This window comes from Metapseudomonas resinovorans, assembly GCF_002003485.1.
GTDB lineage: Bacteria > Pseudomonadota > Gammaproteobacteria > Pseudomonadales > Pseudomonadaceae > Metapseudomonas > Metapseudomonas resinovorans_D.
In genome coordinates this window covers 100,140-114,127 of the sequence record NZ_BDMA01000012.1, presented here as the reverse complement: position 1 = coordinate 114,127, position 13,988 = coordinate 100,140, and the positions used below count along the sequence as shown (strand labels likewise).

The following is a 13,988-nucleotide window of genomic DNA, read 5'->3' as shown; positions in this document are numbered from 1 at the left end:
AGTTCATAGAACAAGAGACAAAGCATGGAATTCTTTCACCTGGTCACTGCTCTGCTGAAGCAGGAGGCCAACCTCGAACTGGTTCGCCTGGCGGTCGTCTACATGCACCTGATCGCCTGCTGCGTGGCAGTTGGCCTGGTGGTCACCAGCGACCTCGCCATGGCAAGGCAACTGCTGCGAGGCGACGACTCCGCACATTGCCGGCCGTCTCACCTGGAATCCCTGCAACGCACCATTTCCCTGGCACTGCTGATGCTCTGGGTGACAGGCGCCGCCATCATCCTGCTGGACATGTCTGTGAAGGGCTGGACCTACCTGCTCAATCCCAAGCTGCAGGCCAAGGTCCTGATCGTTGCACTGCTGACCCTCAACGGCATGCTGCTGCATCGCGCCGTACTGCCCGCCCTGACACGCGCCGGCTCGCTGCTGGCTCTGCAGCCAGCTGTGCGCAACCTGACACTGTTCGCCGGCACGGTCTCTGCGGTGTCCTGGTTCTACGCGGCGTTGCTCGGTGTGGGGAGGCCACTGGCGTGGAAGTACAGCCTGGCCGAACTGATGGCGGCCTATCCGCTGCTGATCATCGCCGGCTACGGCGTCATGCATTTGCTGGTCGCCCTGGCCCGCAAGCGCAGCCGGGCCGAAGTCATCACCACCTCCCTCCCCGACCGCCAGTGACGCTCGCCTCGGGGCGCTCATGCGCCCCGGCAGCTTATCGGAACGTCTCAGCCCACTCGGCAAACTGCATGCACTGGCCGAATGTCAGCACGTCCTGCGTGTCCGCCAGGCAATCGATGGAAACCCGGCTTTTCTCGCTGGCGACGTACTCGCTAACGCACTCACGCTCGTTGCGCTTCAGGCCCTTGTAGAAGTCGTCCATCTTGAACATCGCCTTGTCGAGCTGGTTCTGGGTGATCTTCTGCTTGCGCACCGCATCGCGGCCGAGCTTCTGCGTTTCGTTGATCAGGGTAGGCATGCGCGCGATGGCCGTGGAGCACTGCTGCAGTCCCTTCTGCTGGAGCTGGGCTGGGGTGGGCGATGGCTTCTGTGCCTCAGGGTCGACGGCCGGTTCCGGCGGTTTTGGGGGAAGCGAATTCATGCTGTTCACCTGGAGGTTCTCGCTCTCCACCGCGCGGCTCTGAGGCGGCGGGGTGTCGGTGAAATGCAGCTTCCCATCGGCATCGCGCCACTGGTAAACCTGGGCGGCAAGGGGTTGCGCCAGCAGCACGGCGATGGCGGCAAAAGCAAGACGGGGCAGCATCCGTGACCTCCGAGATAGCGGAATGCCAGCACGTTACAGAAGGCCAATGGCAGGGGCAACCGGAGGCGTTCATTTGAACGTGGGAAACCACGGCATGAAGCCGATCCAGTAGGGTGCGCCGTGCGCACCGGTGATCTGAGGGGTTACGAGGCCAGATCCCGGAATCGGTGCGCGCAGCGCACCCTACAAGAGGTCGGCCTTGTGCTCGGGGGACTACTGAAAATCCGGGTATACGAATCAGCGGAAATGCCGGCCCAGGCCTGCCGGAACGCCACTGGAATCGGTGGGTTGCCAGGGCCCCTGTGGGCCATTGGAGTAGCTCCAGCCATTGTCCCAGCGATAGTAGACGCGCTCCCGATAGAACACGTTGCGCTCACCTTCGAGCACATAGACGCCCAGACCGGTGTCCCAGTAGCAGTTACCGCCGGGTGGCGGCGCAAAGCGCGGATGGGCCTTCATGCGCGGAGCCTGCTTGGGAGGCTGCGGCTGAACCGGCGGCAGCGGGCGATTCTGCGGCGGCGGAGTCTGAACCGCTGGCGGCTTGCGGGAAGGTTCCCACACCGGCTCTTCGGGTTCTTGATAGGGGCCCTGGCCAGCACAACCGGCCAGGGTCAGGAGGATGCAGATCAGGGGCAGGCCGAAGCGGGTGCTCGGCGCTGCCGGAAACGCGGTGTGGATGGTCATTTCTTGTCCGGGCTGTCGATGGTCAGTCGTTGGGTATCCGACGTACCAGTAGACAGCGGCGAACTGCTTCCTATCCATTCACCTGCGGTCGCATTGCCACTACGGGAAATCCGGGCGACCAGTTGCACTTGGGGGAAATTGGACAGCTTGAGCTGCGGCATCATCGCGTCCGCGTCGCTCAGGCTGACTTCCACCGGCAGGTCGGCCACAGTCATGCGCTTGACCGCCAGCGGCATCGGCGGGCCCGAGGTGGCGCGGGCGAAGATGAACACGCTGTCGCCGGGCTGCACCTTGTCCTTTAGGGAGGCCGCCAGATCGACATGGACCTTGAGCTGGGCACCGGTCGGCGCCGGGGCTGTGGCCGGCTCTTCGACCGCCACGCCGCTCTCCTTGAGTTTTTCGCGCGCTTTGTCGATCCCGCCCTGCAGGGCGCCACGGGACGGATCGTCGGCCGGCAGCTGGGTGATCAAGCGTCCCCAGTAGGTGATCGCGTCCTGGAAGCGGCCTTCCTCGAAGCCGGCGATGCCGAGCAGTCCAAGGCTGGTGATTTCGTTGGGATCGGCCTTCAGGGCCTCTTCGGTCAGCGCCTTGACCTCGGGGGTCAGCTTCTTCTGGCTGGCGAAGTACAGGGCCTGGGCCCACTGGCCGAGCAGCTCGGGCTCGCGGCCGCCACGCTTGACGGCCTGCTCGTAGGCACGCGCGGCATCCGCCGGGCGATCCTGCGCCATGTAGGTGCGGCCGAGGAAGTACCAGCCTTCGGCGGATTCCGGTTGCGCCTCGACCATGCGCTCCAGGCGCGAGGTCATTTCCTCGATGCTGCGCGGTTGCTCGCGCAGCTCACGGGCCAGCTCCACCTTGCTGCTGGCGCCCCAGTGCAGGTACAGGCCGAAACCCAGTGCCGGCACAAGTATCGCGACCACCAGCGGCAGGGCTTTGCCCAGACGGGAAACGCGGCCGTTGTCGGCACCTTCGGTATCGGCCAGCAGTTCACGGGCAGCTTCCGCACGGCCGGCTTCAAATTGCTCGGCGGTCAGGGTGCCGGCGGCATGCTGGGAGTCCAGTTCGTCCAGGCGCTCCTGGTAGAGGGCGACGTTGAGGGAGGTGCGGTCTTCCTCGGTCTGGGCCTTGCGGCCGCGCAGCACGGGGATCAGCAGGAAAGCCAGGGCGACCAGCAGGAGCAGGCCGGCGGCGAGCCAGAAATCGATCATGAGTCTTTCTTGTCCTGGTTCTCGGAGTTCAGCAGGGCGTCGAGACGGGCCTGCTCATCGGCGGAAAGCAGCACCTGCGTGGGGCTGTTCTCCACCCGGCGACGGCGGACGACGATGATGCCCAGCACCACCAGGCCGCCAACCAGCAGGCCGGCGGGGCCATACCAGAGCAGCAGCGTGCGGGTGTTGACTGGCGGCTTGTAGCGCACGAAGTCGCCGTAGCGCGCCACCAGGTAGTCGACGATCTCGTCGTTGCTCCTGCCCTCTTCCAGCATGCGGAAGATTTCCCGGCGCAGGTCGGTGGCAATCGGAGCATTGGAGTCGGCGATGTTCTGGTTCTGGCACTTCGGGCAACGCAGTTCTTCGGTCAGGACGCGGAAGCGCTCGCGCTCGGCCTCATCCTTGAACTGGTAGGTGTCGATGGCGGCCTTGGCGACTCCGGTCAGGGCCAGCCCCAACAGGGCAGCGGCGATCAGGCGTTTCATTTGCCGCCCTCATCCACCAGGGACTGGTACAGCGGGGCCAGTTGCTCGCGCCAGACCACTTCATCGATCACACCGACGAACTTGTGGCGAATGATGCCGTCCTTGTCGATCAGGAAGGTTTCCGGAGCGCCGTAGACGCCCAGGTCCAGGCCGAGGCTGCCCTGCTCGTCGCGAATGTCCAACTGATAGGGGTTGTGGAACTCCTTCAGCCATTTCAGCGCGGCGGCGTTGTCATCCTTGTAGTTGACGCCGTAGATGGTCACGCCCATCTCCGCCAGTTTGTTCAGTACCGGGTGCTCCACGCGGCAGGACACGCACCAGGTGCCCCAAACGTTGACCAGCGCCGGCTTGCCCTTGAGGTCGGCCTCGGTGAGGGTGCGCTCTCCGGTGACGTTGGGCAGCGAGAAGGCCGGGAACGGCTTGCCGATCAGGGCCGAGGGCAGCTCGGCCGGATCGAGGAACAGTCCGCGATACAGGAACAGCGCGATGGCGAGGAAGCCCAGCAGGGGCAGGACGAGGATCAAACGCTTCATGCTTGGGCTCCAGCCATGCCCAACGCCTCACGGACGCGGGTCTTCACTTTCACGCGGTAGCGACGATCGAAGGCCGCGAGCAGGCCGCCGAGGCCCATCAGCAAGCCGCCCAACCAGATCCAGCGGACGAAGGGTTTGACGTGTACGCGTACGGCCCAGGCGCCATTGTCCAGGGGTTCGCCGAGCGCGACGTAGAGGTCGCGGGTGAACCCGGCGTCGATGCCGGCTTCGGTCATCACGGACTGCTGCACGGTGTACAGACGCTTCTCCGGATGCAGCACCGATACCTGTTTCTCGCCCTCGTAGACGATCACGGTGCCCTTGTCGGAGGTGAAGTTCGGGCCTTCATGGTGAGCCGCGCCCTCGAAGAGGAAACGATAGCCGCCCAGCTCCACCGATTCGCCAGGTGCCAGGCGCAGGTCGCGCTCGGCGCTGTACTGGCTGGAGAGCACTACACCCAGGGCACAGAGGGCAATACCGGCGTGGGCCAGTTGCATGCCCCAGTAGCTACGGGTCAGGCCAGCGGCACCTTTGAGCAGGCCCTTGTGGCGGGTCTTGTCGATCAAATCCCGGACACCGGCCAGCACGACCCAGGCAGACAACGCGCCCACGGCCAGCACCGCCCAGTGGAAGTCGCCATAGAAGAAGGCGGCCAGCACACCCAGCAACAGGCTGCCGATCAGCACCGGACCGAGCATGCCCAGCAGCCATTTCACCGGGGTGTCTTTCCAGCGCACCAGCACGCCGACGGCCAGGGCCAGCATGACGAGGCCCATCAACGGCACGAACAGAGCATTGAAGTACGGCGGGCCCACCGACAGCTTGGCGCCGGACAGGGCGTCCAGTACCAGCGGGTAGAGGGTGCCGAGCAGGATCATCGAGGCCGCCACCACCAGCACCAGGTTGTTCACCAGCAGCAGGGTCTCGCGGGACCAGAGGGCGAAGCCCACCTGGCTCTTCACCACGGGAGCACGCACCGCGAACAACGCCAGTGAACCGCCCACGACCAACAGCAGGAATGCCAGGATGAACACGCCGCGCTCCGGGTCGGAGGCAAAGGCATGTACCGAGGTCAGCACACCGGAACGGACCAGGAAGGTGCCCAGCAGGCTGAGGGAGAACGCCGCGATGGCCAGCAGCACGGTCCAGCTCTTGAACACGCCGCGTTTCTCGGTCACCGCCAGGGAGTGAATCAGCGCGGTCCCCACCAGCCAGGGCATGAAGGAAGCGTTTTCCACCGGGTCCCAGAACCACCAGCCGCCCCAGCCCAACTCGTAGTAGGCCCACCAGGAGCCGAGCACGATACCCACGCCGAGGAAGGCCCAGGCGATGATGGTCCACGGCCGCGACCAACGCGCCCAGGCAGCGTCCAGGCGACCACCGAGCAGCGCGGCAATGGCGAAGGCGAAAGCCACCGAGAAGCCCACGTAGCCCATGTAGAGCATCGGCGGGTGGACGATCAGGCCGAAGTCCTGCAGCAGCGGGTTGAGGTCATTGCCGTCGGCCGGCATGTTCGGCAGCAGGCGATTGAACGGGTTGGAGGTGACGATCAGGAACAGCAGGAAGCCGATGCTGATCATGCCCATCACGGCCAGTACACGGGCCAGCATCACTTCCGGCAATTGCCGGGAGAAGATCGACACGGCGAAGGTCCAGCCGCCGAGGATCAGTGCCCACAGCAGCAACGAACCTTCGTGGGCGCCCCAGACGGCGCTGAACTTGAAGTACCAGGGCAGTGCACTGTTGGAGTTGCTGGCGACGTAGGCGACGGAGAAGTCGTCCACCATGAACGCGTAGGTCAGGCAGCCGAAGGCGAAGGCCAGAAACGCAAACTGCCCCCAGGCGGCCGGCTGCGCCAGGCTCATCCACTGGCGGTCACCGCGCCAGGCGCCGATCAGCGGCAGCGTTGCCTGCACGAGCGCCATGCACAGGGCAAGAATCAGGGCCAGATGGCCGAGTTCGGGAATCATCAGGTCAGCCCTCCTTCTTCGGAAGTTGGCCACTTTCCTTGAGGGCCTTGGTCACTTCCGGCGGCATGTAGTTCTCGTCGTGCTTGGCCAGCACTTCGTCAGCCACCAGCACGCCATCGCCATTCAGCTTGCCGAGGGCGACGATGCCCTGCCCTTCGCGGAACAGGTCGGGAAGGATGCCGTGGTAGCGAATGGTCACGCTCTTGGCGAAGTCGGTGACGACGAACTGCACGTCGAGGGAGTCGCCACTGCGTTGCACCGAGCCCTTTTCCACCATGCCGCCAGCGCGGATGCGGGTGTCCTGCGGGGCCTCGCCGTTGGCGATCTGGGTGGGGGTGTAGAACAGGTTGATGTTCTGTTGCAGCGCGGAAAGCGCCAGCGCCACGGCAATGCCCACGCCCGCCACGATGGCAAGGATGATGAACAGACGCTTCTTGCGAACCGGATTCACTTTGACTCCTCCCGGCGCAAACGGCGCGCCTCGTCTTGCAGGTAACGGCGCCGCGCAATCAGCGGCATGGCGACGTTGATGGCCAGTACCACCAGGCTGATGCCGTAAGCGGTCCAGACATACAGGCCATGGTCACCCATGGCGAGAAATTCGGTGAAGGAAGAAAAACTCATCAGACCTTACCCACTTGTGCCTGAATCTCGGCCTTGGCCCAACTGGCGCGGGACTCGCGCCGGAGCACTTCCAGGCGCATGCGCATCAGCATCACGGCGCCGAAGAAGCAGTAGAAGCCGAGCACCATGATCAGCAGCGGCACCCACATTTCCGCGGGCATGGCTGGTTTCTCGGTGATCTTGAAAGTGGCCGGCTGATGCAGGGTGTTCCACCACTCCACCGAGTACTTGATGATCGGGATGTTGATCACGCCGACGATCGCCAGCACCGCACAGGCCTTGGCGGCGCTGTCACGATTGCTGATCGCCTGGCCGAGGGCAATCACACCGAAGTACAGGAAAAGGAGGATGAGCATCGACGTCAGTCGGGCATCCCACACCCACCAGGCGCCCCAGGTGGGCTTGCCCCAGATGGCGCCGGTCACCAGCGCCACGAAGGTCATCCAGGCGCCGATGGGGGCGGCGGCCTGCAGGGCGACGTCGGCGATTTTCATCTTCCAGACCAGGCCGACCACCCCGCACACGGCGAGCATGATGTAGCAGGACTGGGCGAGGAAAGCCGCCGGCACGTGGATATAGATGATGCGGAAGCTGTTGCCCTGCTGGTAGTCCGGCGGCGCGAAGGCCAGCCCCCAGACCAGGCCGAGGGTGATCAGGATCACCGCGCCCCAGGCGAACCAGGGCAGCCAGCGCCCACTGATTTCGTAGAACCACTTCGGCGAGCCAAGCTTATGGAACCAGGTCCAGTTCATCGGGGCCACCTGCTCGGCGCTGCGGCCTGTTCGGACATTGGCAGTTTTCTCATCAGGGCAACTCTATTTCTTATTCACCGACGCTGATGGTCAGGCCGGCGGCAATGGCAAAGGGTGTCAGGGTCACCGCCAGAGCGGTGAGGCTCGCCAGCCACAACAGGTGGCCAACGGTCGGCAATCCTTGCAGCGCCGCCTGCAACGCCCCGCTGCCGAGAATCAGCACCGGGATGTACAGCGGCAGGATCAGCAGCGCCAGCAGCAGGCCGCCGCGCTTGAGCCCTACGGTCAGTGCGGCGCCAACGGCGCCCAGCAGGCTCAAGACCGGGGTACCGAGCAGCAGCGAGAGCAACAGCACCGGCAGGCAACGCGCAGGCAAACCGAGCATCAGCGCCAGCAGCGGCGCCAGCAGGACGAGGGCCAATCCGGAAAAAAGCCAGTGTGCCAGCACCTTGGCCAGGACAAGAAGCGGCAGGGGGTGCGGCGAAACGACCCACTGTTCGAGGGAGCCGTCTTCGAAATCACTGCGGAAAAGCCCGTCCAGCGAGAGCAGCACTGCAAGCAGGGCCGCTACCCAGACCAGGCCGGGAGAAAGGCTTTGCAACAATTGGGTCTCGGGACCGACGGCCAGCGGGAACAATGCGACCACTATGGCGAAGAACACCAGCGGGTTGGCCAATTCCGCCGGACGGCGTACCAGCAGGCGTGCTTCGCGGGCGACCAGCAGGGTGAAGACGTTACTCATGCGCGGCGCTGCCCCAGGTCAAGTTCGCGATAACCGGCGGGCACCTGACCCATGGTGTGGTGGGTGGTGAAGACAACCAGGCCGCCCTGCTCACAGTGCGCCGCAAGATGCGCTTCGAGCTGGGAGACGCCCTGCTTGTCGAGGGCAGTGAAGGGTTCATCGAGAATCCACAGGGGCGGCGCATCCAGGTACAGACGTGCCAGGGCGACACGGCGCTGCTGGCCGGCGGACAGGGTGTGGCAGGGCACATCCTCGAAACCGCGCAGGCCCACGGCCTCCAGTGCCTGCCAGATGGCGTCGCGCTCGGCGGGCTGGTGCAAGGCACATAGCCAGCGCAGGTTTTCCTCGGGGGTCAGCAGTCCCTTGATCCCAGCGGCATGGCCAATCCACAGGAGGTTGCGCGCCAGTTCGCTGCGCTGGCTGGCCAACGCCTTGCCGTTCAGGCGAACTTCCCCCGCGGTGGGCTGCATCAGACCGCAGAGCAGACGCAGCAGGCTGGTCTTGCCGCTGCCATTGGGGCCGGCGACCTGGAGCATCTCGCCACGGGACAACTGCAGGTCCAGCCGCTCGAACAGCAGGCGCCAATCCCGCTCGCAGGCGAGGGCCACGGTCTCGAGATAGGGACTGGTCACGGCATGGGTACCCGGGATGTATTCAAGTCAGGAAGGTGCCGGCCGCTATACTGGAGAACCCCAAGGCTCGCGGCCGGCCCGGACGGGGCGGCATTATACATGCCATCTCTCACCCCCGAAGCCAGCTTTTTCGACAGGTTGTAACCCCTTCATGACCGAGATCAGCGGCGCGCGCCCTCTCCCGCCCAGCCAGCCCGTCTCCCGCCCCGTGCAGAACGCGGCGGACATGGCGCTCAAACTGCTCCAGCCCCTGGACGGACTGCTGGCCGCCGGCGAAAGCGCCGACGCCGAAGTGATCGCCCTCAAGGAAACCGCGCAGAGTTTCCAACTGCTGCTCAAGCTGACCCTGGCCAACGGCACCCAGACCACCCTGGAAGCCAGCAGCACGCGCCCTCTGGCCCAGGGAAGCCTGCTCAACATCACTGCACTGTCGGATACCCGCCTGGCCATGGCACTGAAAGGGGGTGAGCGCGCCCTCGGCAGCCTCGACCTCGATCTGCTCCCGGTGGGCACCCTGGTCCAGGGCAAGGTCGTGTCCAGCGAGCTGGCCGCCCAGAGCAAGGCCCAGGCGGCGGTCTACAAGGTGCTGGTCAATGTACTCAACACACCGCTGGCCGGTAGTCAGCTGAGCATCGAAAGCCCGCGCCCGCTGGCCATCGGCAGCCTGCTCAGCGCCCAGGTCCAGGGCAGCCAGATGCTGCAGTTCCTGCCTCTGGCCGCACAACTGGACCAGCTCGAACTCACCCAGCAACTGGCCGGGCAACAAAGCCGCCAGGGGTCCCTCGACGCCTTGATCGGCGCGCTGCAGAACACCGGCCGGGACAACCTGCCGGAAAACCTTCGAGCGGCCATGGACAAACTGCTAGGCGCCCTGCCCGACATCCGCCAGCTGGGCGACCCCAAGGTCCTGGCTGCTGCCCTGGAAAACAGCGGCGCCCTGCTGGAGGCGCGGCTTCTGGCTGGCCAGGCCGGCTCCCTGTCCCAGGACTTCAAGGCCAACCTGCTACGCCTGGTCGCCCAGCTGCTGCCGGCTTTGCCCACCGCGACCAGCCTGCCGACCACCGGCACCAGCAACGCCATGGCCCAGGCCCTTCCGGCCTTCATTCGCAATGCCCTGGGCACCCTCGGCCAGGCCAGTGCCCGTCAGCAGGCGTTGAGTTTCCCCTTGCCGTCGCGCCTGGCGCAGTCCGCCGAGGAAGAAGGCGACCTGGAAACCCTGCTCAAACTGGCCGCCGCCGCCGTTTCCCGACTGCAGACGCACCAGCTCTCCAGCCTCGCCCAGACCCAGGTGACGCCCGAGGGCAACCTGCTGACCACCTGGCAGCTCGAAGTGCCGATGCGTAACCAGCAGGACATCGTCCCGCTGCAGCTCAAACTGCAGCAGGAGCAGGAAGGCCGACAGGAAAAGAACGAGCGCAAGGAAAGCCTCTGGCGTGTCGAACTGGCCTTCGATCTGGACCCCCTCGGCCCCTTGCAGGTGCAGGCACAACTGGCACAGGGCAGCCTGTCCAGTCAGCTGTGGGCGGAGCGTGCCGACACCGCCGGATTGATAGGCCGCGAACTGCCGAACCTGCGTGAGCGCCTGCAGGCGGCGGGCCTCACTGTTGGAGAACTGGCCTGCATCCAGGGCCAGCCACCACGTGGCCACCGCACGACACTCGAACAACGCTGGGTAGACGAAACCGCATGATTCCAACTCCGTTGCATGCGTTCAGCTTTGTCGGCTGCGCACCCGACTCCTCGCCGTACGGTTCGTACTGTCTCGTCGCTGCTCGCTTGCCTTCGCGCTGCACATTTGCAAGGAAGCCGGAATGAGCAAGAAACCGCGCCAGGCCATTGCCCTCTCCTACGACGGCACCAGCGCCCCCAACCTGACCGCCAAGGGCGACGACGAGCTGGCCGAAGCCATCCTCGCCATTGCCCGCGAGTACGAAGTGCCCATCTACGAGAACGCCGACCTGGTGCGTCTGCTGGCCCGCCTGGAACTGGGCGATGCGATCCCCGAGCCGCTCTACCGCACCATCGCCGAGATCATCGCGTTCGCCTGGTACCTGAAGGGCAAATGCCCGGACGGCTTCGACCCTGACGCTGAACGCGACGCCACCCCTGCCCTGCCCCTGCTCAACGCTCCGGGTCACTGAGCACCAGGCGCTCACCCGCCAATCCCTTGCCCTGGGGGAAATCCTGCAACTGCCAGGCGAAATAGCCTTCGCGGAAATAGAAGACCTGCCGATAGCCCCAGCTCACGGCCATCTTCACCGCCTGGGCGCCATGGGGGCAGACCTCGCTGTCGCAATAGATCACCAGGGGAATCTGCCGTGGCCATTGCGGCTGGGCCAGATCGCTGAAGCGATCGAGCAGGTCGAGGTGCAGGGCGCCATGGATATGGCCCCAGGTCCACTCGCGCGTGGGTCGGATATCGATGAAGATCGCGCCGCGCTCGTACAGGTAACGTGCTTGCAACACATTGACCGTCATTGCGCCCTCTACTTCCATGGGGGCTTCCTGGGCTTGCAGACAGGACACCAGGCATAACAACAGAACTGGAAGTAGACGCATCGGCGGACCTCCCCGGAGAGAAGCCCCGGAATTTCAGCTTAGGCCAGTCCGCCCGCCTGGAACCGACCTGCGCGGAACCGCCCGACGACAGGCTAAGAACCCGCCGCGCTAACCCACCGCCGGACAACTTCGAAATTGCTGGAACCCGCGTACCAAGCGGGTTTCAGGCGATGAGTGGCGTTTTACAGACGCCGCCTCCGACCCATACTTTTGACGTCATGCGATTGTCGCCATGCATGACCCGACCTCATCGAAGGAGACAACATCAAGGGCACCGTACCGGATGTGCAGTCGCTCGCGTGCAAGCTGGATTCCACGGGCAGGGTGCGCCCCTTGTTGAATAGGAGTGTTCAACGTGTCCAACCTGCCAGATCAAAACAACATCCCTCCCATGCCCGACCTGATCCCGCCGACGCAGGAAGACGGTCCCACGCCCTCCACCACCACGCTCAACCCCAACCTGCCCCTGGCCATACCGGGCCGCCTCACCCTGCCGCCCATCCGCAGCGTGCGCGCCGGGTGCTGGTTGCTGAACTACAAACCGAGCGGTGCACCGCTGGTGTCCTACGACGGGACCCTGCGCGTGGAGAGCCACAGCGACGGCCGCACCGCCAGCGGCGACCTCTACCAGCGACCGGTGATCTTCCTGCCGATTCCCATCCCCTTGCCCTTCCCGGTCCTCCAGGGGCAGCCAATAGTCACCCACGACCTGCCGCTCAAGCCGATCCTCCTTGCCGGCCCCAATCCCGCTTCGGGCATCCCCATCCTGGCGCGCTCGCGCTACCGCTACTACGTCCGGGTCACCGCGCTGCCCGAGTACTTCTACCTCGGCAACAGCTTCGGCCTCAGCTTCCAGCTATACCGGTTCACCGCCCCGAACAGCTGGGCGCTGGAGTCCACCCTCACCGCGCAGATGACGCGAATGATCGCACCAGCCGGCTATCCCTCGTCCTCCGACTACGCAGAAGGGGATGTGAAGAACGCTGCCAACACGGTGGTCGGACGCCTCACCATGGGCTGGCTATCGGCCTACTTCCGCCGCTGCAGCGTCGAGATCGACACGGTGTCCGGCTCCGAACGCCCCACCAACAGCGGTATCGGCCACACCTGGGCGACCGTGATGGACGCCGTCGGCTGGCAGACCGCGGTGAACCTCAGCGATACCAATGTCGCCGAACCCTCGGGCAATTCGTGGACCGACGCCGAGATGCACGCGGCGATGCTGGCACGCCGTGCGGTAGTGAACCTCGACAGCGAATGGCGCTACCACATCCTCGCGGTGAAGAACATCGACTCTACGCCGCGCGGGATCATGTATGACGCCAGCGGAACCGACTCCAACAACGTTCCCCGCGAAGGTATCGGCATCGCTTCGCACTGGACCATCGCCGCTGGCTGGGGCACGGTCAGCGGCCAGCGCTTCGGCACGGCGGCGGCTCCATACTTCCGCACCGCGGTCCATGAACTGGGGCACGCCATGGGCCTCTACCACAACTTCGCCGACCACGGTTTCATGTGCACCAGCGATGTCATCGCTTCCGCCGGTACGCCTGCGACGCCTTTCCCCAGCAACATCCAGTGGTCCTTCAACCCGGACAACCTCAAGCAGTTGCGTCACTACCCCGATCCCTTCGTGCGCCCAGGCTCGGTGGCCTTCGGTGGTGCCTCCACCAGTACCCCGAGCATCACCCCGACCGACCTCGAAGCCGAGGTCTTCGGGCTGGCCGTGGAGGTCGCACCGCTGCTCGGAGAAGTGCCGCTGGGAGCCCCGGTGCGCGTCGGCGTAGCCCTGGTCAACCAGGGCGACCAGCCGGTCCGGGTGCCGGCAACCCTGAGCCTGAAGAGCGACTTCGTCAGTGGCACCGTCACCGATCCGGCCGGCAGCGTGCGCAGCTTCCGGACTCTGGTGCACTGCATCGAGGATCGTCCGTTCCGGGTGCTCCAGCCCGGCGAGCGTCTGGAAGACTCCATGACCCTTCTACGGGGGGCCGAGGGCGCTCTCTTCGGCGTGCCCGGAATCCATGAAGTCCGGGTCGAAGTGCACTGGGAAATCGACGGCATGGTTGCCCACGCGGCCGGTAGCTCGACCGTGATGGTCACCGCAGCGGTGGATGCCCGCCACGCCGAAGCGGCGCACAAGGTGCTCGCCACTCCCGACCTGCACCTGGTGCTGGCCCTGGGCGGCGACCATCTGGGCGACGGCCTGGACGCGCTGGACGCGGCACTCGGCTCTGCGGTGCTGCGGCCGCACTTCGCCGCTGTCGCAGCCAAGCGTCTGGCGCGTCGTTTCCTCAAGCGCAAGCCTGACGTCAAGGCTGCGGTGGCCTTGCTCGAAGACGATGCCGTGATGAGCGACGCCGAGCGCAGCAAGCTGGCTGCGCTGATCGACGACGCCGGCGGTGCGGCCACCAAGGACCTGGCCAAGGCACTCAAGGGCAAGTCCAAGTCGGCCACGCTGGTACGCGCGAAGTAACGCGCTGCAGAAAGGTGGAGCGCCGGCCCCGGCCGGCGCCCCCCAAGCGGTTCACCAAGGAGCCACGA

16 protein-coding genes are annotated in these 13,988 nt (G+C 65.3%); 4 read left to right on the top strand and 12 right to left on the bottom strand.

Features of this window, described 5'->3' with window-relative positions; translation table 11 throughout:
- Nucleotides 1–24: 24 nt before the first annotated feature.
- Nucleotides 25–675 carry a hypothetical protein gene (locus MnOB_RS03300; protein WP_077521982.1) on the top strand — a complete coding sequence of 217 codons (651 nt, stop codon included), beginning with the start codon at nt 25–27 and terminating at the stop codon, nt 673–675.
- 34 nt (nt 676–709) lie between these two features.
- Here MnOB_RS03300 and MnOB_RS03295 read toward each other — a convergent pair whose 3' ends face one another.
- The 11 genes from MnOB_RS03295 to ccmA form a co-directional block, all read right to left on the bottom strand.
- On the bottom strand, nt 710–1,258 hold the full coding sequence (locus MnOB_RS03295; RefSeq protein ID WP_077521979.1) for a DUF4124 domain-containing protein: 549 nt from the start codon (nt 1,256–1,258) through the stop codon (nt 710–712).
- A gap of 237 nt (nt 1,259–1,495) precedes the next feature.
- A complete protein-coding gene (locus tag MnOB_RS03290) occupies nt 1,496–1,942 on the bottom strand; it encodes a hypothetical protein (protein ID WP_077521977.1) in 447 nt (148 codons plus the stop codon).
- Nucleotides 1,939–3,150 carry a c-type cytochrome biogenesis protein CcmI gene (gene ccmI / locus MnOB_RS03285; RefSeq protein WP_077521975.1) on the bottom strand — a complete coding sequence of 404 codons (1,212 nt, stop codon included), beginning with the start codon at nt 3,148–3,150 and terminating at the stop codon, nt 1,939–1,941. The genes MnOB_RS03290 and ccmI overlap by 4 nt, the downstream gene beginning before the upstream one ends.
- On the bottom strand, nt 3,147–3,635 hold the full coding sequence (locus MnOB_RS03280) for a cytochrome c-type biogenesis protein (protein ID WP_077521973.1): 489 nt from the start codon (nt 3,633–3,635) through the stop codon (nt 3,147–3,149). Before MnOB_RS03280 ends, ccmI begins: the two co-directional genes overlap by 4 nt.
- A complete protein-coding gene (locus MnOB_RS03275) occupies nt 3,632–4,168 on the bottom strand; it encodes a DsbE family thiol:disulfide interchange protein (RefSeq protein WP_077521971.1) in 537 nt (178 codons plus the stop codon). The genes MnOB_RS03280 and MnOB_RS03275 overlap by 4 nt, the downstream gene beginning before the upstream one ends.
- Nucleotides 4,165–6,138, bottom strand: coding sequence for a heme lyase CcmF/NrfE family subunit (locus MnOB_RS03270; protein ID WP_077521969.1), 1,974 nt, complete (start codon nt 6,136–6,138; stop codon nt 4,165–4,167). The genes MnOB_RS03275 and MnOB_RS03270 overlap by 4 nt, the downstream gene beginning before the upstream one ends.
- 4 nt (nt 6,139–6,142) lie before the next feature.
- Nucleotides 6,143–6,589, bottom strand: coding sequence for a cytochrome c maturation protein CcmE (gene ccmE, locus MnOB_RS03265; protein ID WP_077521967.1), 447 nt, complete (start codon nt 6,587–6,589; stop codon nt 6,143–6,145).
- Nucleotides 6,586–6,762, bottom strand: a complete 177-nt coding sequence (gene ccmD, locus MnOB_RS03260; protein WP_077521965.1) for a heme exporter protein CcmD — start codon at nt 6,760–6,762, stop codon at nt 6,586–6,588. The genes ccmE and ccmD overlap by 4 nt, the downstream gene beginning before the upstream one ends.
- Nucleotides 6,762–7,514, bottom strand: a complete 753-nt coding sequence (locus MnOB_RS03255) for a heme ABC transporter permease (protein ID WP_077521963.1) — start codon at nt 7,512–7,514, stop codon at nt 6,762–6,764. The genes ccmD and MnOB_RS03255 overlap by 1 nt, the downstream gene beginning before the upstream one ends.
- A gap of 70 nt (nt 7,515–7,584) precedes the next feature.
- Entirely contained in the window at nt 7,585–8,256 is a 672-nt protein-coding gene (gene ccmB / locus MnOB_RS03250) for a heme exporter protein CcmB (protein WP_028626578.1), read from the bottom strand.
- Nucleotides 8,253–8,888: a cytochrome c biogenesis heme-transporting ATPase CcmA gene (gene ccmA, locus MnOB_RS03245; RefSeq protein ID WP_077521961.1), complete on the bottom strand. Its 636-nt coding sequence runs from the start codon at nt 8,886–8,888 to the stop codon at nt 8,253–8,255. Before ccmA ends, ccmB begins: the two co-directional genes overlap by 4 nt.
- 151 nt (nt 8,889–9,039) lie before the next feature.
- On the opposite strand from ccmA, the gene fliK reads away from it, so the two are divergent.
- Both fliK and MnOB_RS03235 read left to right on the top strand, forming a co-directional pair.
- Nucleotides 9,040–10,578, top strand: a complete 1,539-nt coding sequence (gene fliK / locus MnOB_RS03240; RefSeq protein ID WP_077521959.1) for a flagellar hook-length control protein FliK — start codon at nt 9,040–9,042, stop codon at nt 10,576–10,578.
- Between the two features lie 121 nt (nt 10,579–10,699).
- The gene (locus MnOB_RS03235) at nt 10,700–11,029 is read left to right on the top strand and encodes an EscU/YscU/HrcU family type III secretion system export apparatus switch protein (RefSeq protein WP_077521957.1); all 330 of its coding nucleotides are present in this window, start codon (nt 10,700–10,702) and stop codon (nt 11,027–11,029) included.
- On the opposite strand, the gene MnOB_RS03230 is transcribed toward MnOB_RS03235, so the two are convergent.
- A complete protein-coding gene (locus MnOB_RS03230) occupies nt 11,010–11,447 on the bottom strand; it encodes a rhodanese-like domain-containing protein (RefSeq protein WP_077521955.1) in 438 nt (145 codons plus the stop codon). The two genes, MnOB_RS03235 and MnOB_RS03230, sit on opposite strands and share 20 nt — an antisense overlap.
- A gap of 391 nt (nt 11,448–11,838) precedes the next feature.
- On the opposite strand from MnOB_RS03230, the gene MnOB_RS03225 reads away from it, so the two are divergent.
- Nucleotides 11,839–13,920: a zinc metalloprotease gene (locus tag MnOB_RS03225; protein ID WP_199824444.1), complete on the top strand. Its 2,082-nt coding sequence runs from the start codon at nt 11,839–11,841 to the stop codon at nt 13,918–13,920.
- Nucleotides 13,921–13,988: the final 68 nt, after the last annotated feature.

Bases quoted from the DNA above. Each gene is read 5' to 3' on its own strand.
- MnOB_RS03275 (WP_077521971.1), bottom strand. From the start codon at position 4,168: ATGAAGCGTTTGATCCTCGTCCTGCCCCTGCTGGGCTTCCTCGCCATC.
- fliK (WP_077521959.1), top strand. From the start codon at position 9,040: ATGACCGAGATCAGCGGCGCGCGCCCTCTCCCGCCCAGCCAGCCCGTC.
- MnOB_RS03290 (WP_077521977.1), bottom strand. From the start codon at position 1,942: ATGACCATCCACACCGCGTTTCCGGCAGCGCCGAGCACCCGCTTCGGC.
- MnOB_RS03255 (WP_077521963.1), bottom strand. From the start codon at position 7,514: ATGAACTGGACCTGGTTCCATAAGCTTGGCTCGCCGAAGTGGTTCTAC.
- ccmD (WP_077521965.1), bottom strand. From the start codon at position 6,762: ATGAGTTTTTCTTCCTTCACCGAATTTCTCGCCATGGGTGACCATGGC.
- MnOB_RS03295 (WP_077521979.1), bottom strand. From the start codon at position 1,258: ATGCTGCCCCGTCTTGCTTTTGCCGCCATCGCCGTGCTGCTGGCGCAA.
- MnOB_RS03270 (WP_077521969.1), bottom strand. From the start codon at position 6,138: ATGATTCCCGAACTCGGCCATCTGGCCCTGATTCTTGCCCTGTGCATG.
- ccmI (WP_077521975.1), bottom strand. From the start codon at position 3,150: ATGATCGATTTCTGGCTCGCCGCCGGCCTGCTCCTGCTGGTCGCCCTG.
- MnOB_RS03235 (WP_077521957.1), top strand. From the start codon at position 10,700: ATGAGCAAGAAACCGCGCCAGGCCATTGCCCTCTCCTACGACGGCACC.
- ccmB (WP_028626578.1), bottom strand. From the start codon at position 8,256: ATGAGTAACGTCTTCACCCTGCTGGTCGCCCGCGAAGCACGCCTGCTG.
- MnOB_RS03230 (WP_077521955.1), bottom strand. From the start codon at position 11,447: ATGCGTCTACTTCCAGTTCTGTTGTTATGCCTGGTGTCCTGTCTGCAA.
- MnOB_RS03280 (WP_077521973.1), bottom strand. From the start codon at position 3,635: ATGAAACGCCTGATCGCCGCTGCCCTGTTGGGGCTGGCCCTGACCGGA.
- MnOB_RS03225 (WP_199824444.1), top strand. From the start codon at position 11,839: ATGCCCGACCTGATCCCGCCGACGCAGGAAGACGGTCCCACGCCCTCC.
- MnOB_RS03300 (WP_077521982.1), top strand. From the start codon at position 25: ATGGAATTCTTTCACCTGGTCACTGCTCTGCTGAAGCAGGAGGCCAAC.